The organism is Muriicola marianensis (assembly GCF_014638095.1).
GTDB classification, from domain to species: Bacteria; Bacteroidota; Bacteroidia; order Flavobacteriales; family Flavobacteriaceae; genus Muriicola; species Muriicola marianensis.
The window spans coordinates 311,064-332,764 of sequence record NZ_BMFH01000002.1; the positions used below are offsets into that span (position 1 = coordinate 311,064).

Sequence of the window (21,701 nt, forward strand, 5' to 3'; positions counted from 1 at the left end):
TTTTTCTTTCCGGTTATACTAAAGTGCAAACATCCCTGTTTAATGAGTATAACTCAATCCTTTCGCTCGGATGATAAAAAATGCCATTCTTTTCTCTCTATTTGCCTTGTACAGCTTTGAAATCTCTGCCCAGTCCGGTGATTGCATGCTTGGTATAGGCGGGAATGACACAGAGACCATCATTCAGGTTTTTCAGCTCAGTGAGGAGCAGATCGGGAAGATGGAGGAATGGCGGGCCGAATTGGCTCTGGCCAACAAAATCTACCAGGACGAGATCCGCCAGCTGTTCGATACGCATCCCCAAAGTACGGATGAAGAATTGCAGGCCCTGGCCAATAAATACAGGGTCCTTAAGGATAAAGTACTGGATAATGCCCGGGAATACGATATCCGTATGCTTAAGATCTTTAATCCCAGACAGTATGACCGCTACCTGGAACTTTGTGCGAGCGCACAAAGAGTTCCCTACAAAGTTGTACCCCGCCCATTCACAAACAAGGGACCCGAATAGTTATTCCCATATCAAATAAGGGCGAAAACCCGAAAGTGAGAAGATTGAAGTTTGTATTTTTGCCTTTCAAAAGGCCGTATGTACAGGTTAATCATCAGACCTCTCCTATTTCTATTCGATCCTGAAAGTGTCCACCACTTCTCATTCCTGACCATCAGATGGATGGGTAAACTCGGTCTCTCCGGTCTTATCAGAAGATGCTATTTCGTGGAAGACCCCAGGTTAGAAAGGGAGGTTTTTGGATTGAAGTTTAAAAATCCGGTGGGCCTCGCCGCAGGGTTCGATAAGAATGCAGAATTGTACAATGAACTCTCCGACTTCGGATTTGGATTTGTCGAGATCGGGACCCTGACCCCCCGGGCCCAGGACGGAAACCCTAAAAAGAGGTTGTTCAGGCTCAAGGCAGACCAGGCGATCATCAACCGGATGGGGTTTAACAATAAAGGGGTGGATGCGGCTGTGGAGCGACTTAAAAAAAGACATCGTGTCCTAATAGGCGGAAATATCGGCAAGAATAAGGTCACCCCCAACCGGGATGCTACCTCGGATTACCTTCTCTGTTTCAGGGCACTTTTTACTCATGTCGACTATTTTGTCGTCAACGTCAGCTCGCCCAATACTCCAGGGCTCCGTGAATTGCAGGAGAAAGAACCTCTTACAGCCCTTCTGAAAGCGCTTCAGGAAGAAAATTCTACCCTCGCCGGCAAATATGAGGTAAAGAGGAAACCGATCCTGCTGAAGATCGCACCCGACCTGTCAAACGATCAGCTTTTGGATATCATCGATATCGTGAGAGGCACAGTACTTGATGGCGTTATCGCGACCAATACGACGATAGGCAGGGAACATCTCAATTCTTCTCCGGAATTGACAGGCCAGGCAGGCGGACTCAGCGGTAAACCCCTGAGGGAACGCAGCACGGAAGTGATCCGTTTCCTGCATGAAAAAGGTAAGGGAGATTTCCCCATCATTGGCGTTGGAGGGATTCACTCCCCTGATGATGCCCTTGAAAAACTGGAAGCAGGTGCCAGCCTGGTCCAACTGTGGACCGGTTTTGTCTACGAAGGCCCCGTCCTGGTCAGGCAGATCAACAGGGCCCTGCTAATAAAGGAGGCTCAATCGGCCCAGTAATCTACCACAAGTACGTCTTCCAGAATAGGTCCCAGGAGATTTCCAAATGCTTTGTGATCGGGGTGAGGCAGGTAGAGGTCTCTGTCTTCTTCTGATTTAAAGGTGAGGAAGAAGCAATGTGTAAATCCCTTATCCAGGCCTTCCGGACTGTTGTTGATCCCCCATTCCAGGTTTACGATCTGCGGTATTTTGGATTTCAGGTCGACAAAGGCCTTTCGGACTTCTGCAATCTCGTCGGCAGAGGCACCGGCCTTGAATTTGAACAAGACCACATGGCGCAGCAAAGAATCTTTCTCTTGCGTAGTATCTGCTGTATCGATATGTCTTTTCACGGGAATTATTTCTGTTCTGAGAAGGAGGAAACCCAGGACCAACGCCAGGCCCAGCAAGGGAATTTTCATGATCTAAATTTTTGTAAGATATAAAAAAGTACGTTTGTTTGTCCTGAGATTCAAATAGGTACCTGAAGTGAATTACGAGATCCTGTGGGCGTTCTCCCTGGCTACAGCGGCCCTGGCCATTTTTCCCGGTCCGGACAATATCTTCGTGCTTACATTGAGTATTGTCCATGGAAAAAAGTACGGCTTGGCCACCACTGCAGGATTGATCTCCGGCTGCCTGGTTCATACAACCCTCCTGGCCTTTGGGGTGTCTGCCATCATTAGCCTGAACCCTATGTTGTTCTATACGATCAAGATCTTTGGGGCGCTCTATCTGTTCTATCTGGCGTTCCGTGTCATGCGATCCGAGGCTCAACTCAACCTGGAGGTGAACGGACGTCCAAAAAAGACACTCTGGCAACTATATCGACAGGGATTCATCATGAATGTGCTCAACCCAAAGGTGACCATCTTTTTTCTCGCTTTTTTTCCGGGTTTCCTGTTCAGTGATTACATAAGTACGACCCTGCAATTCTATATCCTTGGGATCTTATTCATGATCATCTCATTTACCATCTTTGCCCTCATTGCCCTTCTCGCCGGATCTATATCGGGCTATTTGCAAACCCACCGGGGAGCACCTGTCTTCCTGAAATGGCTGCAGGTCCTGGTTTTTGCGGGGATCGGACTTTACCTGCTTTTATCCTATAAATAGTAGTACTTTTGAGAGAGTAAAAAAGACTGTTGAAGTGCCTGCAGAAAAGGTTGCCATCATAGAGTGCCCCAGGGATGCCATGCAGGGTATCAAGAACTTTATTCCCACAGAGGAGAAGGTCAAATACATCCAGGCATTACTGGGATGTGGCTTTCATACGATCGATTTCGGAAGTTTTGTTTCTCCCAGGGCAGTCCCCCAAATGGCTGATACGGCAGCAGTATTGGAAGGGTTGGACCTATCAAAAAAACAGTCGAAATTACTCGCTATCGTTGCCAATGTAAGGGGGGCTCAGGACGCATCCGAATTCGGGCCTATCGATTACCTGGGATATCCCTTTTCCATTTCTGAGAATTTCCAGATGCGAAATACGCACAAGACCATTGCACAATCAACAGAAGTGCTCAGGGAGATCCTCGATATTGCTGCAAATTCAGGCAAGGAGGTGGTAGTTTACATTTCAATGGGATTTGGTAATCCTTATGGTGATCCGTGGAACGTGGAGATCGTTGGAGAATGGGCGGAGAAGCTCACAGCCATGGGAGTCAGAATCCTGTCTCTCTCAGACACCGTTGGTACCTCTACGCCTGAAGATATCTCCTATCTCTTCTCTGAGCTGATCCCCATGTATCCCGGAGTGGAATTTGGCGCCCATCTTCACACGACTCCGAATACCTGGCACGAAAAGATCGATGCGGCCTTTAAGGCAGGATGCAGGAGATATGACGGGGCTATTCAGGGATTTGGAGGATGTCCCATGGCAAGGGATGAATTGACGGGCAACATGCCAACTGAAAAGATGTTATCCTATTTTACGGCTAAAAAGGCCCAAACCGGGGTGAGCTGGACCGCCTTTGAGGCGGCCCATAATCGTGCTACCCAGCTATTTTCAAAGTATTTCTAATATTCTTCCTTTTAATACTGCAGTCTTACGCCCAGGTAAGCCCCCAGGGGATGTCCGGGTCGCAAACCTGCAGGCACCCTGGACACTGCGTATTTCTCATCCAGCATGTTGATGAAATTGAGGGTCAGACTTGCATTGGGGTTAATGTGATAAGCCCCGGCGAGATCCAGCACAAAACTGGAAGGAACCCGTTCGTCCGATGGGATGGACCCCTGTCCTGCCAGTGTTCGGAATTCACCGTTGTACCGGCCACTGAGATTGATGTCGAAGGTTTTGTGTTCCAGAGACAGGGTAGTGTTGAATTGATGTTTGGAGATGTAGGGAAGTTCATCTCCTGTGGTCACGTCGCCCCATATATCTTCTGCACTGCCAAAACTACTCTGGAATTCCGTGTCCGTGTAGGTGTAGGCAAAAGTGAGGGGCAAACTCAATTTGTCATGGGATTGAAGGAAATCGTAGTTGAGGAGGAGTTCGATCCCCTGTACTTTGACCTCCCCGGCATTGAACTGTTCCAGGCTGCCGGTTCCTCCCGTGGCTGCAAGGTCGCTCCCCAGCAAGTTGCTGTAATCATTGTAGAAGCCGATAAGCTCCCCGGAGATCCCTTTAAATCTGAATCGGGAACCCAGTTCCAAATTGATACTCTCCTCGGCTTTTTCATCCTCCCTGCTGGTAGGAGGCGCAAATCCCTTGTGAACTCCACCAAAAATGGAGAATCCATCGAAGTTGTAGTTGAATCCAACCCCTGGGATCCAGACGTCTGTCCGGTTCTCGCGCACAGACAATGAAGTTCCCAGGCGTTCTATGTCGCTGGTGCCGAAGTCTGTCCGGCCCAGGCGAATGTTCTCGTATCTGAGGCCGGGAGTCAGTGTGAGTTCTTTGTATTTAAACTTGTAAAGGGCGAATGTCGCAAGGGCTGTGGCATCGCTTATCCTGTTGGCATCCGTGCCCGGTACACCTGAGGAGGTACGGATCATACTGCCGTCTGTTATTCGGTATCCGTCGATGAACTGGAAACGGTCCTCTTCATCGTAGTGGTATCTCACTCCTATCTCAATGTCGTGAAAGGTATTTTCCCCAGTCCAGTGATAGTCGAACTTGGTCTGCAGCCCTTTTGAAATATAACCCCGTGCATTCGCCTTAACGAGCAGAGCATTATCAGGACTATCAGCTGCTCCCGTGATCACATCCAGGTATTCAGAATTATTCGAAGGGTCGGAGAGGATGCCGGAAACACCGCGGCGTTCCCCGTTCAGAGTTACCCCATCCAGTTTGTACCAGTTCCTGGTAAAGCCGTTGTAATAGGCATTCGTTGTGATATGGAAATTGTCACTAAAGGCCAACAGGTGAGTAAGCATGAACTGTTTGTGGTCATTGACCATTTCGTCTTCGGCGGTTCCCGCATATCTCCGGAAAGGAGTAGCACTGAAATCCGCATCGCTCAGACCCACATAGGTCTCATTGGATTCCTCGTCCGAGTACTGGAACTTGAATTCGAGGGATTGCTGAAGGCTGGCTGCGGGGCCGGTATTCACCCTGAATTTAGCCACGAGGTCATTTTTATCGAATCCCGTATTTCCTCTGGAATCCAGGTTTTTAAAACCATCGGAATTGAAATTCAGGTACTCTATCATATAACCAAACCGCTCTTTGGAATCTCCAAGTTTTGCGTGCAATCTGCCGCTGTTGTAATTTCCATAGGAGGCTGAGAGAAATGCGTTAAAATCATCGGGGATCTGTGTCGAGAGCATGTTGATCGCTCCTCCGGTGGTAAAGGGGCCGTATTGAACCTGGCTGCTCCCTTTGAGGATCTCTACTGCCTGCATTCTTGCAACAGAGGGAAAATAGTAGGCGGCCGGGGCGCTGTAAGGTGCCGGGGCGATCAGCACTCCGTCTTCCATCAGGGTGATTTTTGCGCTCCTTTCGGGGGAGGTTCCTCTGAGACTGATATTGGGCCGGAGTCCAAATCCGTCTTCTTCGTAGTAATTCACCCCGGGTACCGATCTCAGCACCCTGTTGATATCTGAGTAGTTAAAAGTGGCGAGTTCCTGAGGAGAAATGTAAAAAGCCGAACCGGTGCGATTCTCAGCCTGATACTTGCTGCCCAGGATCACATTGGCGGAGAGCACTACTTCATCGAGGCGGATGAGGTTGGAGTCCTTGGATTGTGTTATAAGCCGGGCGTTTTGGGCCAGCATCGAACAGGAAAATAATACGGTGACGAGGGTGAGTAAGTGTTTGTACATATTATTTAGACTAATTAAATATAAGATGTTCTCAGAGGACAAAAGTAGACCGCAATTGCCGCATTTCAAAATTAATTTAGACTTTTTCTAAATAAAATTTTCATAGAAAAAGCGTTGGCCTGGCAGGGTCTAAAATGAGCCTTTTTTCAAGGATGGAAAAACGGGAAGGCAGAATCCTTGTCGGCCAAAAAAATGCGTATATTTGCACGCAATTAAGCCTTAATTGCATGGAAGCTCACCTCAATAAAATCCTCGGAGAAGGTCTTACTTACGACGATGTCCTCCTGGTACCCGCATTCTCTGAAGTTCTGCCTCGCGATGTGAACATTCAGGCCCGATTCACGAGAAATATCAAGATCAATATCCCAATAGTGTCCGCGGCTATGGATACTGTCACCGAGTCGAAAATGGCGATCGCCATGGCCAGGGAAGGGGGCATAGGAGTACTTCACAAGAATATGACCATCGAGGAACAAGCCAACAAGGTCAGAAAGGTCAAAAGGGCGGAAAGCGGGATGATACTTGATCCCGTCACTCTTCCTAAAGATGCACTGGTCAGGGATGCAAAGGCCAATATGAAGGAACACAGCATAGGGGGGATCCCTATTGTCGACAAGGATAGCAAACTCATAGGTATTGTGACCAACAGGGACCTGCGCTTCGAAAAGAATAATGACAGGCCTATCTCAGAGGTGATGACCTCTGAAAACCTGGTTACGGTAGGTGAGGGTACATCCATGGCTGAGGCCGAGGACATACTGCAAGCCAACAAGATCGAAAAATTACCCGTAGTGAACGCAGACTACAAACTCGTCGGCCTCATTACCTTCCGGGATATCACCAAACTCACACAGAAACCCATAGCGAATAAGGATCAGTATGGCCGACTCCGGGTGGCGGCGGCGATCGGAGTGACAGCCGATGCCCTGGAACGCACCACCGCCCTCGTAAGGGCAGGGGTGGATGCCGTGGTGATCGATACGGCACACGGTCATTCCAAAGGGGTAGTATCCGTTCTTAAAGAAGTTAAAAAGCAGTTTCCCACCCTCGAAGTGATCGTTGGAAACATAGCCACCGCAGAAGCTGCAAAATATCTGGTGGAAGCAGGGGCAGACGCCGTGAAGGTGGGGATCGGACCGGGCTCTATCTGTACCACAAGAGTGATCGCAGGGGTAGGTTTCCCCCAATTTTCAGCTGTACTTGAAGTCGCAGCGGCTATTAAAGGTAGCGGGGTACCCGTGATCGCAGACGGAGGAATACGGTATACGGGAGATATTCCCAAGGCGCTGGCCGCCGGAGCAGATACTGTAATGCTCGGATCCCTGTTGGCCGGGACCAAGGAATCACCCGGGGAGACCATCATTTACGAAGGGCGAAAATTCAAATCCTACAGGGGAATGGGTTCGGTGGAAGCCATGAAAAAGGGGAGTAAAGACCGCTATTTTCAAGATGTAGAGGATGATATAAAGAAACTGGTCCCGGAAGGAATTGTGGGTCGTGTACCTTATAAGGGAGATCTTTTCGAAAGTATCCATCAGTTTGTAGGTGGTCTGAGAGCCGGGATGGGATATTGCGGCGCAAAGGATATTCCTTCCCTACAGGAAAAAGGCCGGTTTGTCAAGATCACCAGTAGCGGGATCACGGAAAGTCATCCTCACCACGTGACCATCACGAAGGAATCCCCCAATTACAGCCGATAGACAGAGGCTTATTTGCCCTGTCCGCTATAAGTTTTCCAATCGAGTTCTTTGTAAATATCCTCCCCAAAGTAACGGGCGATATTCAAAAATGGCCCGGGCTTCTGGTAGCCCGGTACAGGCGAGAGCATGTTGAATTGCTCGTCGAGAAAAACCACAGTAGGGTAGCTGAGTCGGCCCTGTAACAGGGCTGCAGCAAATTGATGGTATCCCCTTCTTCCTGAGGGGACATAGGTGTAGGTCTTTCCTTTGAATTCAATAGGTTCCTTTCCTTCTCCATCCATCTTGACCATATAGAAATTCTCATTCATATAGGCCGCTACCTGGGGATTCTGGAAGGTATCCTTATCCATACGCTTGCACCAGCCACACCAGTCGGTATACACGTCTATAAATATCTTTTTGGCGTTGCCTTCTGTCCTGGCCAGCTCTGTGGCTTCCTGCCAGGTAAGCCAGTTCACCTGTTGGCCCCTGACTTCTTGGGTCGCCCCGCTCAGAACAAAGGTTAGGAATAAGAGAGTGAGTATAGAGAATTGTTTCATAGCCATTTGTTTCGACCTTTGGTCGTAATCTTACCACTAAAATAACGAATTTCTATCTCCTTTATTTTAAGGATCGACTCAGGAATACTCGAGAGGGTATTTATTTGGCTGCTACCCTCTTCTTTGCGGGCTCAAAAAGTTCGGGATGGTCTACCTGGTTGCGAATGATGTCGTCAAAGGTCTCGCGCTTGCTGATCAGGTGAGCCTTCCCTTTGTGCCACATGACCTCCGCCGGTCTGTAGCGGGAGTTGTAGTTGCTGGCCATGGTATAGCAGTAGGCTCCCGCATTGCGGAAACACAGGATATCGCCCTCCCTGATCTCGCTGATCCTTCGGTTGCTGCCAAAGGTATCGGTCTCACAGATATAGCCGACAACGGAGTAGTATCGTTCTCTACCATCTGGATTGGAGATATTGATGATCTCGTGGGAGGCACCGTAGAGCATAGGGCGGATCAGATGGTTAAATCCGGAGTCCACACTGGCAAAGACGGTCGATGTGGTCTGTTTTACCACATTTACACGGGCCAGGAAAAAGCCGGCTTCGCTTACCAGGAATTTACCGGGTTCAAAGGCCAGGGTAAGGTCGCGCCCGTATTCCTTGCAGAATTCGTTAAAGCGGTTCCCCAGTTTCTGACCCAGTTCCTCAATATTGGTCTGGATATCCCCGGCTTTGTAAGGCACCTTGAAGCCACTTCCAAAATCTATGAACTCCAGGTTCTCAAAGTGTTTGGCCGTTTCGAAAAGGATCTCCGAAGCGTACAGGAAAACCTCTATGTCGAGAATGTCACTTCCCGTATGCATGTGGATGCCGTTGATGTTCATTTTGGTAAGATCCACGATCCTCAGCAGGTGGGGGATCTGGTGGATGCTGATCCCGAATTTGGAATCTATATGGCCCACGGAGATCTTGGTATTTCCCCCGGCCATGACATGGGGGTTGATCCTGATGCAGACAGGTACATGGGGATGCCTGGTCCCAAATTGTTCCAGGATAGAGAGGTTGTCTATATTGATCCTGACACCTAGTCGGGTCGCTTCTTCGATCTCTTCCAAAGAAACGCCGTTCGGGGTATAGATGATATCCTCAGGGGAGAATCCCGCCAGGAGACCCAGCCTTACCTCTTGAATGGAAACGGTGTCGAGGCCGCTGCCCAGGCTATTCATCAACCTTAAAATACTTAAATTGGACAGGGCTTTGGCCGCATAATTCAGTTTTAGGCGCGGAACCCCGCTGAAGGCCTGTGTCAGACTTTTGAACTGTGCTGTGATCTTTTCCGTGTCGTATACATAGACCGGAGCTCCAAATTCGTCCACTATATTTAAGAGATCTGCATGCTTCATGATGAATACTTTAGGGCAAAACTAAGGCAGTTGCCGGGTCCACCCAAAATAAAAACATATAAATAGAAAAATACAACAAATAGTTATAAATACAACAATATTCAAAGGCGATAGCATTTGTCCCTGAAGGGCCGACTTCGTATTTTTACTAAAATTCAGACGTGAAACTACCATTCTTTCCCTTACAAACCGTTTTTTTTCCCGGGGAGACCGTTCCCCTGCACATCTTTGAAGAACGCTACAAGGAACTCATACACGATTGTCGTAAAGAGGCCGTTACCTTTGGCATTCCCGTCTATATCCACGACAGGATCACTTACGGCACAGAAGTACAACTCGTGGAGGTGGTGACAACTTATGAAAACGGGTCTATGGATGTGGTCTGTGTGGCCCGTCAGGTCTTCCAGGTCATGACCTTTGAAAATGAAATGGAAGGGAAGCTTTACGCGGGGGGAGTGGTGAAATTCCTGGAGAATATCAATGACGGGGACCTCGAGACCAAGAAAGTGGTACTGGATGGTATCCAGGAACTCTACGATCTGATGGGGGTCCCATTTGACCGTATCCCGCCCGAGAAATTCAATCCCTTCATGCTCGCTCATAAAATGGGTCTGTCCTTTGAACAGGAGCACGAACTGTTGCAACTCATGAGGGAAAGCGAACGATTGGCCTATATCAAAAAACACCTTGATCATACCATCAAGGTCCTCAAACAGGTAGACCGGACCAAGGCCCTGATCGAGATGAATGGACACTTCAGGAATTTTGACCCGCTGGATTTCAAGGATTTTAAAGTTTGAGAAGCTTATTTTATAAATAGGGTAACTCCGCTTTCTTTCCTATTTTTGCACACAACTAACGAAATATCACCTTATGAATCTTCACGAATATCAAGGAAAGGAAATATTAGCCAGTTTTGGCGTTCGTATCCAGAGAGGCATTGTGGCTCATAATGCGAAAGAGGCTGTAGATGCAGCCAAACAGCTCAATCAGGAAACCGGGACCTCCTGGTATGTCATCAAGGCTCAGGTCCACGCGGGAGGCCGGGGTAAAGGAGGTGGCGTAAAGCTGGCCAAAAACCTCAATGAAGTGGAGGAGATCGCAGGAAAGATTATAGGGATGAATCTGGTTACCCCTCAAACCTCCGCCCAGGGAAAGAAAGTCCACCAGGTACTGGTCGCTGAAGATGTGTATTACCCGGGTCCAAGTGAAACGAGCGAGTTTTATGTATCCGTTCTCTTAAACCGTGCCAGGGGTCGCAATATGATCATGTATTCCACCGAGGGCGGGATGGATATAGAAGAGGTGGCCGATAAAACCCCTCATCTCATCTTCACAGAAGAAATTGACCCTGCTACCGGCCTGCTTCCGTTCCAGGCACGGAAGATCGCCTTTAACCTCGGGCTGTCAGGGACCGCCTTTAAAGAGATGACCAAGTTCATCTCCTCCCTTTACAAAGCCTATGAGCAAAGCGATGCGAGCCTGTTCGAGATCAACCCCGTTCTGAAGACTTCAGACGATAAGATCCTGGCCGTGGATGCAAAGGTCACTATAGACGATAATGCCTTGTTCAGGAGGAAACAGTATGCCGAGATGCGCGATCTCAGGGAAGAGAACCCTATAGAGGTAGAAGCAAGGGCCGTAGGCCTGAACTACGTCGATCTCGATGGTAACGTTGGGTGTATGGTCAACGGAGCCGGACTCGCCATGGCGACCATGGACCTGATCAAGATGGCTGGGGGTGAGCCCGCCAACTTCCTCGACGTAGGAGGTACAGCCGATGCCAAAAGGGTAGAGGAAGCTTTCAGGATCATCCTGAAAGATCCCGCAGTAAAAGCCATCCTTATCAATATCTTCGGGGGAATCGTACGGTGCGACCGGGTTGCCCAGGGTGTTGTCGATGCGTATAAAAATATGGGTGATGCGATCAAAGTACCCATCATCGTCAGGCTGCAGGGTACCAATGCTGAACTCGCAAAAGAGATCATCGATAATTCAGGCCTCGCGGTGCATTCGGCCGTTCAGTTCCAGGAGGCTGCAGACAAGGTGAAGGAGGTGCTGTCATAATCCACCTGTAATAGAATACAAAAGGGAGATGTTGGATACACATCTCCCTTTTTTTTGTCTTTGAATCAATACTCGTTTCCCTCCTTCATCTGATCTCTCTATAATTCGTGTATCAGCTGTATAAATTGCCATCTTCGCACATTTTCCTTTCTAAAGTTGCTTAAATAATTGTTAATACTTCAAAAAATTGTAACATCATCAAATTACAGTCGTCTTTTATAGCAAATCATCAATCTAATTATTAATCAAAAAACAAACTAGTCATGAGAAAATTATCTTTAGTATTTGCCGCGGCCCTGCTTCTGGCAGGTGGGAATCTCTTTGCAAATGATTCCGGGACCATCGATCCCAACAATGAACTCGCTGTTCAAATAGGGGACCTGTTAAAGGACAACAATTTCGTTCTGGACGAGGAAGACTTGACCGCTAAGGTCCTTTTTACTCTCAATGACGAGAAGGAGATCGTTGTCATTTCTGTAGAAACAGAGGATGAAATCCTGGAGAAATTTGTAAAAAGCCGCCTGAATTACAAGCAGGTGAACGTAGTAGCCGGGAAGGAAGGTAAGATGTATACCGTACCGGTAAGAATTCAAGGATAATACCTGGGGTTATTCATCAACAGGTCCTAAGTTCGCTTAGGGCCTTTTTTATTTTTAGCCGATGCCTTACCGGTGTGGACGCGTTTCTGTCCGCCGATTTTTTTCGGCTTCGGTCGATCTGTATTCTCATTGCTTTTGTCCCTTGCCTTTGGTGCTTCCTTTGGCCCCCTGAGATGCAACACCAGACCGTTCAAAAAATTCCTCAGAACCTGGTCCCCGCATTCCCTGTATTTCGGATGCCCCTCCTTACGGCAAAAGGCACCGATCTCACTTTTTGAGATCCTGAAATCCACCAGGGCCAGGATGTCCACGATCTCATCATCCCTCAACTGCAGAGCCACCCTTAATTTCTTCAAAATATCGTTGTTCGTCATTCGATCAGCTTTGTGGGAAAGATAGGAATTCCTGTTAAGTTTTGCCTGCTTAATCATCCATGTGCGTTCTTTTCTACATGGGAATGGGTGCTTTATTGATCAGACTAAAACTGACAAAACGGCATGTATAACTAAAGAATACCCGACAAAAAGACATGTAATTACACTTGGTATATCCTTTGTTCTATTAGGGTAAAAAAAGAAGTTTAATCTAAAAACTATAAGTCATGAGTATCATAACACGAAACACCGGTATGTTCCCAACCTTGATGAATGAATTCTTCAAGCCTGATTGGTTCGGCGGAAGCGAGAACTATGTATCCACACTGCCTGCCGTAAATATCAAGGAAGATGACTTGGGCTTCCATCTGGAACTTGCCATCCCTGGAAGGAACAAAAATGATTTCAACGTAGAAGTAGATAACGATGTGCTTACCATCTCCATGGAAAGCAAGACTGAAGATGAAAAGAAAGAGGATAATTATACCAGAAGAGAATTTTCTTACTCTTCCTTCAGAAGGTCCTTTACGCTGCCAGAAACAGTGAACAGCGATAAGATCAAAGCATCTTATAAAGAAGGCATCCTGCATCTGGATCTTCCCAAAAAAGAAGAGGCTTTACCTAAGCCAAAGAGGATGATCGAGATCGGCAAGTAAGTATTTAAGAAATTATGCTTGACCCGTTCTGCGGGTTTTCATAATGGTTGGTTTGTTTGGTTAGTTGAGAGGTACCCCGTTTTCGGGGTACCTTTTATTTTAAAGGTTCGTTGAGGATGGCCAGACAGGTGATAATCCCCTCCAGAAAATTCCCCAGCCGGAGATTTTCATTCGGAGCGTGGATATTGTTGTCCGGATTAGGGATGCGCACCGAAACGGCCGGAATATCCAGGGTCTTAATAAACGGGGCTATGGGCTGTGAGCCTCCGGTGGTTCTCATATTGACCACCTTCTCCCCGAACACCCGTGATAGGGCTTTGTTAAGGTAATGTCCTGTCTCTGAATCCATTTCTGTCCTGAAGGGCAGGGAACCCAGGCGATAGTCCAGGCTGGCCAGTTTCGAATACTGTGCTCTTTCCTCTGGGGAGGGTGTGTCATCTACCATGTAGTACCCTTCCCTTTCCATATGATCTCTCAGGAGCTGTATCATGCGTTCTCCCGGTGTTTCGGGAACCAGTCGCATGTCTATCTCTACATCCACCACATCGGGGATGATCGTCCGCACTTCTTTTCCTACCCATCCGGACTGCAAGCCACGGACATTCAGGGAGGGGTACTGCATAGATTCCTGGTAATTATCACCTATGGCGTCCCTTTTGTGAATTCCGAGCCGGAGTCTCAGGCTGTCCTCATTTTCGGGCAGGAATCCCAGAGCCTTTTTGTCTTTTTCAGACAGGGAGATCCCATCGTAAAATCCCCGGATCAACACCCTTCCTTCTTCATCCTTCATACTGGAGATAAGTCGGGCAGCCTCGAATACAGGATTGGGGGCGTAATTCCCGTATTGCCCGCTGTGCAGGGAAGTAGAAGGTCCGAAAACCCGGATCCTGGCTGTGGCGATCCCCCTAGCCCCGTAGCAGAGGGTGGGCCAGTTGGATATATGGCGTGTGCCATCCATGATCAGGACCATATCGGCATCAAAAAGGTCCCTGTTATCGGTTACGGCCTGCGGGAGGGAAGGAGAGCCCAGCTCTTCCTGGAAGTCCATCACGACCTTAATGTTGAATTCGGGTTGGTGGCGGTGCTCATGAAAGTACTGTACAGCCGTGATAAAAGCCATGGCCGGACCTTTGGAATCGGAAGCAGACCGACCGAACAAGCGCCATTCAGGGTTGGGAATTCCTTTACCATCCCAATCCACGGTCTTCCAATGCCCGTCACTACCTTTCTCCTTGATCACCGGTATGAAAGGATCGTCCTGTTCCCATTCCGACGCATCCACGGGCTGGCCGTCGATCTGCAGGTAGAACAATACGGTCTTCTTTTTCGGGGATACCCTTTTCTCGGCAAATAGTAAGGGGGCCGAAGAGGTCTCGATGACCTCTGTCCTGAATCCCAGGGAGGTGAATTTATTCTCGCACCAGTTCAGGTTTCGGCCAACCTGGTCTGGCTCACTCCCGATGTTAGGGATCTTCAAGAAATTCATCAAATCCTTCAATCCACCTGGATATGCCTCGGTAGCCGCAGATTTGATCATGCGCTCGCTAAGCCGCTGACCTGTAATAGTTTGAACGGCAAGGGAGAAAAACAGGAAGAGATAGACAAATTGCTTCATACCGGCTAATTTAACTACTCCTGGCTTTGCAGCACTTTGATCTCATCCCTCAATTTGGCTGCCAGCATGAAGTCGAGCTCCTTGGCTGCCTTTTCCATGGCCTTGCGTTTGGAACGGATCATCTTTTCCCTCTGATCTGCGGTCAGGTATTCCGGATCCGGTTCTGCTGCTTTGCGCTCTTCTTTGATGTAGTGGTAGGTCGAGACCGAATTCTTTGCCAGGGCATTGTCCAGGCTTTTGTTCAGGGAGGTGGGGGTGATATTGTTCTCCAGGTTGTACTGGGTCTGTTTTTCACGCCTGTAGCGGGTCTCGTCAATGGTCTTTTGCATGCTTTCCGTGATCTTGTCCGCATACATGATCGCCTTTCCATTCAAATGTCGCGCGGCCCGACCCACCGTTTGGGTCAGGGACCGGTTACTGCGCAGAAAGCCCTCCTTATCGGCATCCACAATGGCCACAAGGGATACCTCGGGTAAATCGAGGCCTTCCCTCAACAGGTTCACCCCTATGAGGACATCGAAGAGCCCTTTCCTGAGGTCCTGCATGATCTCCACCCGTTCCAGGGTGTCCACATCGCTGTGGATGTATCGGCAGCGCACATTGATCCGGGTGAGGTATTTTGCCAGTTCCTCAGCCATGCGTTTGGTAAGGGTGGTCACCAGGGTTCGCTCGTCCCTTTCAACCCGGACCTGTATCTCTTCCACCAGGTCGTCTATCTGGTTCTTGGTAGGACGTACTTCGATCTCGGGATCGAGTAGTCCTGTTGGCCTGATGACCTGTTCCACATAGACCCCCTGGCTGTGCTGCAATTCATAGTCGGCTGGGGTGGCGCTGACAAAGATGGTCTGACCCTGCAGGGCTTCAAATTCCTCAAATTTCAGGGGACGGTTGTCCATGGCGGCGGGCAGCCGGAAACCGTAATCCACCAGGTTCTCCTTCCGGGAGCGGTCTCCCCCGTACATGGCGTGCACCTGTGGGATGGTCACGTGACTTTCGTCCACGATCATAAGGTAATCTTCAGGGAAATAATCCAACAGGCAGAAGGGCCTTGTCCCGGGTTCCCGTCCGTCCAGGTACCTCGAGTAATTCTCGATCCCAGAGCAATATCCGAGTTCCCTGATCATTTCCAGGTCGAAATTGGTCCGTTCCTCCAGTCGCTTGGCCTCCAGAGGCTTACCGATCTCCTTAAAATAATCCACCTGCTTAACCAGGTCGTCCTGGATCTGGTGAATAGCATTCTGGAGAATGTCCGGGGAGGTGACAAACATGTTCGCCGGGTAAATATTCAGTGTTTCGTAAATCTCGATCAGGGTGTTGTTGTATGGGTCGAAGGCTTCGATCTCTTCAATCTCATCCCCGAAGAAATGGATCCTGAAGGCATGGTCCGCGTAACTGGGAAAGACGTCCACCACGTCCCCTTTCACCCTGAAATTCCCGTTCTTGAAATCGGCTGTGGTACGGGAATAGAGGCTTTGAACCAATTGATGGAGGAATTTGGTCCTCGAGATCACCTGCTCTTTCCTGATGGTAATGACGTTCTTCTGGAATTCAATGGGATTTCCGATTCCGTACAAACAAGACACCGAAGCCACTACCAGTATATCCCGCCTTCCCGACAGCAGGGAGGAGGTGGTGCTCAGCCTCAGTTTCTCAATGTCTTCATTGATGGACAGGTCCTTTTCGATATAGAGTCCACTTGAGGGGATATACGCTTCAGGTTGGTAATAATCGTAGTAGGAAACAAAATACTCCACCGCGTTATTCGGAAAGAACATCTTGAACTCGGAATAGAGCTGTGCCGCCAGGGTCTTGTTATGGGCCAGTACCAGGGTCGGACGTTGTACTTTTTCGATCACGTTGGCCACCGTGAAGGTCTTACCCGATCCTGTTACTCCAAGGAGGGTCTGATATTGTTCTCCTTCCTCTATTCCGGTAACCAGCTGCGCGATCGCTTCGGGCTGATCCCCGGTAGGTTTGAATTCTGATACTACCTTAAATTTCATGGTTTAAAATTACGAAAGTCGACGGGTTTACAACTTCCGTCCTGTCAGAAAATCAGGGGTCAGCGTTTGAGGGCGAAATGCCCTGTCATTTCCCGGTCGGTGCTCGACCTGGCCCTGTACCAGTAATCCGATGCAGGAAGGTCCATCCCATTGATGGTCCCGTCCCAGCCGCGGGAGGAGGGATCGATGCGGACCAAGAATTGTCCATAGCGGTTAAAGATCTCTATACTGACAAGAGTGATATCGCCTGCAAATTCAGGCGGGATGTACTGCCAGTAATCATTGATGCCATCTCCGTTTGGGGAAAAGAATTTGGGAAAGCCCTCCAGGGTGAGGTCCTGTACAATCTGTTCCTCTGCAATCCCGCAGCCATTTTTATCTCTAACATACAAGGTATGTGTACCATAGGCAATATTGGTAAAGACATTGCTGTCCTGGTAGGGTCCGTTGCTGTTATCAATGGCGTATTCATAGTCGCCGCTACCTGCAGCGTTCACGACAATGCGTATCCCGTTGGCCTGTTCTGTTATATTGACTGAGGTGATCTCCGGAATCTCCGAACTCACTACTGTAATGATCCTGGAGGTCGGGCATTCCAGGTTTCCGCTTTGAGGGATGAGGGTATAGGCTTCGTACCGGTAGGAACCCGGTCCGGGAAAAGAAACAGTTTGTGTATCCGATATCAGGGCTTCGTTCCCATTTACATCAATGCGGAACCATCGAAAGCCGTCAGCTACATCCGGTGAGATGTACACCAGGGGAAATTCACTGGCACAGGTCGAAATGGTATCGGGTATATCGATCACGGGATTAAGGGTGATCAGGTCCCCTGTCATGGGATCAAAAAAGGGCCCACAACCCTGCAGGGTGGTAAAGGATTCCTGTTGACATCCTATGGCTTCCCCAGCATCGTTGAAAGGCACGATTGTGATAAAAAAGGTCCTGTTGGCCTCCAGTTCCAGGATGCCTGTCTGTGTCACAGGAGGGAATGCTACATTGTCGAGCACCTCCGCTGTAAAAGGGGAATTGCCCACTGTGATCCTGTAGCCCGTGGCACCGGGGACGGGTGTCCATTCCAGGATGGGGGTGACCGGCACGTTGGTCGCCCCGTCCAATGGTGAGATCAGGGAGGTACATCCCGGCAAGGCTGCCAGTTCACTGGTTGTAAAACTAAAATCCGTGCAAGAGGTTGCATCCCCAATTAGGTTGTAAGCGGTAAGGCGCACATAGATGACCGTGTTAGGAGGGAATTCCGCGGGTGGGTCGTAACTCAGCACATTCCCCAGAACCGTTGAGGGCAGGATCTCTCCTCCTCCCGGACTCGTGCCTATGGTCAGTCGATATCCTATAGCGCCGAGAACATATCCCCATCTAAGGTTGGTGGCCGGGTTGACGTCCGTCTGTCCGTTGGTGGGGATGTTCAGCTGCGCACAGGCCGGTGCCTCAGTAATGGAGGCTGTGGTAAATGATTCACTTTCGCAGGGGATCTCGATGTTCCCGTTCTGGAAGTCGAATAAGGTGATGGTCACATAGATGGTGGTATTCTCCGGAAGGCCTACCGGAGGATTGTAAGTAGTGGCACTGCCCACAAAATTCTGGTCGAGTATATCTGTACCTCCGGGAGTGGTTCCCAGGGAAATTATATAGCCGGGGACATTGGGCACCTGATTCCAGGAAATATCGGCATCTACAGGAACGTTTACGGCTCCGTTAAGCGGACTCGTAAGGACAGGAGAAGGGCAGGTCTGACCAAATGCATTCAGACCAAATAGCAGGACTGAGAAGCTTGTGATAACAAACCCTTTCCATGAATATTGCATTTTCCGGCCACAGATCCGTGACATTATATCAGTGTTATCGTAAGGTACAGAAGGGAGGTGTCTAAAATCTCGCTTTCCCTGCTCAAGGAGGATTATGATAAGACCAGATCAGGTCGGAGTAGCAATTTTTTTCACGTTTCCCTAAACGCTACAATATACTACAAATCTCTCTTTTTCAGGATCCAGTAGGACGAAGAGATAAAAATAAAGGTCCAGGTGAGGACGATGAGGATCTCGTAGGTATGAACGTGATAGTTCAGGGAAACCTTTTCCCCGATCTGGTTGGCGACGGATTGTACGGCATTTAGACGGGTGAAAGGTTCTTTGACGAGGTTAAACATGGAGTTTAGAGGAAAGAACCCCATCACGGTGTCTGTGGTCTCTGAATCAAACAATTTCCAGCGGATCATCCCCCTTACAAAGCCTTCAAAAACCTGCCACAGGATAAGGAAACCCAGGGCAAAGGCCGATCTTTTAACCAGGACCCCGAGAAAGAGACAGAAGGAAAAGAAACCCACCAGTTTCACAAAATAGGCCAGGAGGAATTCCAGGTCTGAGAAGATTATAGAAAGTTCGTCATAATCCGAATAGATCAAACCCAGGATCATCGATACCGCAAAAACGAAGACTGTGGATATCAAAGCAAAGGAGATCACGGTCAGGAATTTCGAAAGCACAAATTCCTTTTTGGAGAGACCGTCGATCAGGTTTTGTTTGATGGTCTTGTTGCTGTATTCGTTAGACATCATGGAGACGATCACAATAGCCAGGAACAGCTTGAAGAAGGCCGTGACAAAGGTGTTGAAATGCCAGATGTACGGAAAATTGAATATTCCCTGGTCTGCCAGGTGAAACTGTATCGGACCTATATCAAACTTGATGGCAGCGACCAGGGCTATGGAGGTCAGCAGGACGAAATAGGAGATGATCAGGATCCGGCTCGAACGGTTGTTCCAGAGCTTGATAAATTCTATTTGCAGGAGTCGTTTCATAAATGTGATCCGGAATTAATTGCTCTGACTTTTGGTCAGGTTAAGGAATTGCTCTTCCAGGCTTTCCCTTCGCATCACCAGATGGGTTAGGACGATACCTTTTTTGAATAGGTGCTCGTTGAGCTCACCCGGGTCCATTTTCTCGCGCAGGACCACGGTAACTAACCCCAGGCTTTCTTCAATCTTCCCAAAACGCTCATCACCGCTGAGAATGTCAACCAGGGCGCTTGTGTCCCGGCACTTCAATTCAAGGAACCCATGACTGGCCATCATGTCCTCTACGGGACCCGAATACAGTTTTTCCCCTTTCCTCAGGATCACCACATGAGAGCACACTTTTTCCACCTCATCCAGCAGGTGGGAGGCCAGCAGGATGGTCGTACCCTGGGAGGCGATCTTTTTGATGATCTGTCGGATTTGGTGGATCCCCTGCGGGTCGAGTCCGTTGGTGGGCTCATCCAGGATCAGGATCTCAGGGTCATTCAACAAGGCAGAAGCGATTGCGAGGCGTTGTTTCATCCCCAGAGAATAGGTGCGAAATTTGCTGTCCTTTCTTTCCCATAACCCGACGAGTTGAAGGGTTTCTTCAATTCTGTCTTCAGGGACTTCCTTGATCTTAGAGACCAGTTTCAGATTCTGCAGGGCAGACATATAGGGGTAGAAATTTGGCCTCTCAATTATCGCACCCACTTTTTTCAGCGCCTCATGCGTACTGGTATGGCCATCAAACCAGGTGAAGTTTCCGCTTGTGCGGTTAACAACATTCAGGACGATCCCCAGGGTAGTGGACTTGCCACTGCCGTTGGGCCCTAAAATGCCATATACATTCCCCTTTTCGATGGAAAAGGAAAGGTCTTTGACGGCGGTTAGGTATCCGAATTTTTTGGTCAGGTTAGAGACCGTAAGAATCGTTTCCAAAAAGTACGCTATTTAGGCAGTTTATAGTAACTTGACGAGATAATACCCGTTTTGTTACAAATTGGTGGTAAATACATAAGTTGAAATGACCCAGCAAAGACTCATGTCCAAAAAGAAGCCCTCGTTTCCTGTAAGCAAGAAACTCGAGACCTTTCTGGACCAGTACAATCGCAAAACAGAGATCCCTATCCTTTATGACGATCTCCTTCGCTTTGCGGGTTCTGTGGTGGTCTACGACGACGAGGGAAATGACACCCTGTGGGTGCGGGCCTATTACACAGATGCCGAACGCAATGAGATCGACCTGAACCTCAAAAAGGTTTATTCCATATTACATTCCGACGGGACCGACAGGATATTTCAGTATTTGAATGTGGATGCCGTCGACTATTGCACTTTTGGGAATTCCAAGCCCTTTCGTATAAGGATCAGGAATATCCTCAATGACAACTTCATTTATTTCTACGTCAAAAAAGCAGATGCCTCAAGGATCTACGGCCTGGAGCTCGAGCATATGCTTTCGCCCTACAACCTCAATTACCTGGTTTACAAGGATACGCTGATCGAAGAACATATCTCAGGGATTCCAGGGGACATCTTTATCAAAAAAATGCTGCCCAACTGTACAGATACACAGAAATCACAACTGGCCAAGGAGTTTGTCAAATTCAACGAACGGTGCATGATCCAGCTGCTGGGCGACATGCGGTCCTATAATTATGTGATCATTCCCATCCACGATTTTGACCATGTGGTCTTTCGCATTCGGGCTATCGACTTTGACCAGCAGTGCTACGAAGGCAAGCTCAAGGTCTACCGGCCACAGTTCTTCAAGGAGAACCAGAAGATGGTGTCTCTGGTACAGTCGCGATTGCTCAATGACTCAGTGGAGCAATACAAGGTCGAGGAAAGGTCTATCATCGCCAAAAGGATCATCAGCGCAAACAAACGGATCAAAAGGCTGATCAATTCGGCAAAGGTTGACAAGATATCCAGCCCGGAGAACGTGGAACAGCTGAAGATGGAGATCTTTGCCTTTACCAAGGATGTCAAATTCAAAAAGTGCCGCAATATGGGACAGATCCTGAACCTTACCCTGGATTTCGTCCGCAGGAACTACGAAAATGTCAGCATGAGGCAGATCCTCGATAAAAAGATCAAGGTCCGTTAGATCAGGACCACTTCAGCCCAA

Annotated in this window: 20 protein-coding genes; 10 read left to right on the plus strand and 10 right to left on the minus strand. The window is 48.7% G+C overall.

The window, feature by feature from the left end; translation table 11 throughout:
* Nucleotides 1–70: 70 nt before the first annotated feature.
* Together IEV19_RS12335 and IEV19_RS12340 are read left to right on the plus strand one after the other, a co-directional pair.
* The gene (locus IEV19_RS12335) at nucleotides 71–511 is read left to right on the plus strand and encodes a hypothetical protein (protein ID WP_188371041.1); all 441 of its coding nucleotides are present in this window, start codon (nucleotides 71–73) and stop codon (nucleotides 509–511) included.
* Between the two features lie 78 nt (nucleotides 512–589).
* Nucleotides 590–1,642 carry a quinone-dependent dihydroorotate dehydrogenase gene (locus IEV19_RS12340; protein WP_188371042.1) on the plus strand — a complete coding sequence of 351 codons (1,053 nt, stop codon included), beginning with the start codon at nucleotides 590–592 and terminating at the stop codon, nucleotides 1,640–1,642.
* Here IEV19_RS12340 and IEV19_RS12345 read toward each other — a convergent pair.
* Nucleotides 1,627–2,043, minus strand: coding sequence for a Dabb family protein (locus tag IEV19_RS12345; protein ID WP_188371043.1), 417 nt, complete (start codon nucleotides 2,041–2,043; stop codon nucleotides 1,627–1,629). The genes IEV19_RS12340 and IEV19_RS12345 overlap by 16 nt on opposite strands.
* A gap of 67 nt (nucleotides 2,044–2,110) precedes the next feature.
* On the opposite strand from IEV19_RS12345, the gene IEV19_RS12350 reads away from it, so the two are divergent.
* Together IEV19_RS12350 and IEV19_RS12355 are read left to right on the plus strand one after the other, a co-directional pair.
* Nucleotides 2,111–2,737: a LysE family translocator gene (locus tag IEV19_RS12350; protein WP_188371044.1), complete on the plus strand. Its 627-nt coding sequence runs from the start codon at nucleotides 2,111–2,113 to the stop codon at nucleotides 2,735–2,737.
* Nucleotides 2,738–2,816: 79 nt separating this feature from the next.
* Nucleotides 2,817–3,641, plus strand: a complete 825-nt coding sequence (locus IEV19_RS12355; protein WP_188371325.1) for a hydroxymethylglutaryl-CoA lyase — start codon at nucleotides 2,817–2,819, stop codon at nucleotides 3,639–3,641.
* A gap of 11 nt (nucleotides 3,642–3,652) precedes the next feature.
* On the opposite strand, the gene IEV19_RS12360 is transcribed toward IEV19_RS12355, so the two are convergent.
* Nucleotides 3,653–5,884, minus strand: a complete 2,232-nt coding sequence (locus IEV19_RS12360) for a TonB-dependent receptor family protein (protein ID WP_188371045.1) — start codon at nucleotides 5,882–5,884, stop codon at nucleotides 3,653–3,655.
* A gap of 227 nt (nucleotides 5,885–6,111) precedes the next feature.
* Here IEV19_RS12360 and guaB point away from each other — a divergent pair, with 227 nt between their 5' ends.
* Nucleotides 6,112–7,584: an IMP dehydrogenase gene (gene guaB, locus IEV19_RS12365; RefSeq protein ID WP_188371046.1), complete on the plus strand. Its 1,473-nt coding sequence runs from the start codon at nucleotides 6,112–6,114 to the stop codon at nucleotides 7,582–7,584.
* 8 nt (nucleotides 7,585–7,592) lie between these two features.
* Here the strand turns inward: guaB and IEV19_RS12370 are convergent, their stop codons facing one another.
* Together IEV19_RS12370 and lysA are read right to left on the minus strand one after the other, a co-directional pair.
* On the minus strand, nucleotides 7,593–8,123 hold the full coding sequence (locus IEV19_RS12370; RefSeq protein ID WP_188371047.1) for a thioredoxin family protein: 531 nt from the start codon (nucleotides 8,121–8,123) through the stop codon (nucleotides 7,593–7,595).
* A 100-nt stretch (nucleotides 8,124–8,223) separates the two neighbouring features.
* Complete coding sequence (gene lysA, locus IEV19_RS12375; protein ID WP_188371048.1) at nucleotides 8,224–9,465, minus strand: diaminopimelate decarboxylase; 1,242 nt, start codon at nucleotides 9,463–9,465, stop codon at nucleotides 8,224–8,226.
* Between the two features lie 161 nt (nucleotides 9,466–9,626).
* Here lysA and IEV19_RS12380 point away from each other — a divergent pair, with 161 nt between their 5' ends.
* The 3 genes from IEV19_RS12380 to IEV19_RS12390 all read left to right on the plus strand — a co-directional run bounded on the left by IEV19_RS12380 (nucleotide 9,627) and on the right by IEV19_RS12390 (nucleotide 12,131).
* Nucleotides 9,627–10,265 carry an LON peptidase substrate-binding domain-containing protein gene (locus IEV19_RS12380; protein ID WP_188371049.1) on the plus strand — a complete coding sequence of 213 codons (639 nt, stop codon included), beginning with the start codon at nucleotides 9,627–9,629 and terminating at the stop codon, nucleotides 10,263–10,265.
* A 73-nt stretch (nucleotides 10,266–10,338) separates the two neighbouring features.
* Entirely contained in the window at nucleotides 10,339–11,532 is a 1,194-nt protein-coding gene (sucC, locus tag IEV19_RS12385) for an ADP-forming succinate--CoA ligase subunit beta (protein ID WP_188371050.1), read from the plus strand.
* 263 nt (nucleotides 11,533–11,795) lie between these two features.
* A complete protein-coding gene (locus tag IEV19_RS12390) occupies nucleotides 11,796–12,131 on the plus strand; it encodes a hypothetical protein (RefSeq protein ID WP_188371051.1) in 336 nt (111 codons plus the stop codon).
* Nucleotides 12,132–12,157: 26 nt separating this feature from the next.
* Here the strand turns inward: IEV19_RS12390 and IEV19_RS12395 are convergent, their stop codons facing one another.
* On the minus strand, nucleotides 12,158–12,505 hold the full coding sequence (locus IEV19_RS12395; protein ID WP_229732616.1) for a DUF1456 family protein: 348 nt from the start codon (nucleotides 12,503–12,505) through the stop codon (nucleotides 12,158–12,160).
* 227 nt (nucleotides 12,506–12,732) lie between these two features.
* Between IEV19_RS12395 and IEV19_RS12400 the strand changes: the two genes are divergently transcribed.
* On the plus strand, nucleotides 12,733–13,161 hold the full coding sequence (locus IEV19_RS12400) for an Hsp20/alpha crystallin family protein (protein WP_188371052.1): 429 nt from the start codon (nucleotides 12,733–12,735) through the stop codon (nucleotides 13,159–13,161).
* A 94-nt stretch (nucleotides 13,162–13,255) separates the two neighbouring features.
* On the opposite strand, the gene IEV19_RS12405 is transcribed toward IEV19_RS12400, so the two are convergent.
* From IEV19_RS12405 to IEV19_RS12425, 5 genes are all read right to left on the minus strand, one after another.
* Nucleotides 13,256–14,776 (minus strand): M20/M25/M40 family metallo-hydrolase, encoded by a 1,521-nt coding sequence (locus IEV19_RS12405; RefSeq protein ID WP_188371053.1) that lies wholly within the window; start codon nucleotides 14,774–14,776, stop codon nucleotides 13,256–13,258.
* A 14-nt stretch (nucleotides 14,777–14,790) separates the two neighbouring features.
* On the minus strand, nucleotides 14,791–16,779 hold the full coding sequence (gene uvrB / locus IEV19_RS12410) for an excinuclease ABC subunit UvrB (RefSeq protein WP_188371054.1): 1,989 nt from the start codon (nucleotides 16,777–16,779) through the stop codon (nucleotides 14,791–14,793).
* A gap of 59 nt (nucleotides 16,780–16,838) precedes the next feature.
* The gene (locus IEV19_RS12415) at nucleotides 16,839–18,623 is read right to left on the minus strand and encodes a T9SS type B sorting domain-containing protein (protein ID WP_188371055.1); all 1,785 of its coding nucleotides are present in this window, start codon (nucleotides 18,621–18,623) and stop codon (nucleotides 16,839–16,841) included.
* 134 nt (nucleotides 18,624–18,757) lie between these two features.
* Nucleotides 18,758–19,591, minus strand: a complete 834-nt coding sequence (locus IEV19_RS12420; protein WP_188371056.1) for an ABC transporter permease — start codon at nucleotides 19,589–19,591, stop codon at nucleotides 18,758–18,760.
* 15 nt (nucleotides 19,592–19,606) lie between these two features.
* Nucleotides 19,607–20,509 (minus strand): ABC transporter ATP-binding protein, encoded by a 903-nt coding sequence (locus IEV19_RS12425; protein WP_188371057.1) that lies wholly within the window; start codon nucleotides 20,507–20,509, stop codon nucleotides 19,607–19,609.
* A gap of 85 nt (nucleotides 20,510–20,594) precedes the next feature.
* On the opposite strand from IEV19_RS12425, the gene IEV19_RS12430 reads away from it, so the two are divergent.
* A complete protein-coding gene (locus IEV19_RS12430) occupies nucleotides 20,595–21,680 on the plus strand; it encodes a hypothetical protein (protein WP_188371058.1) in 1,086 nt (361 codons plus the stop codon).
* Nucleotides 21,681–21,701 lie beyond the last annotated feature (21 nt).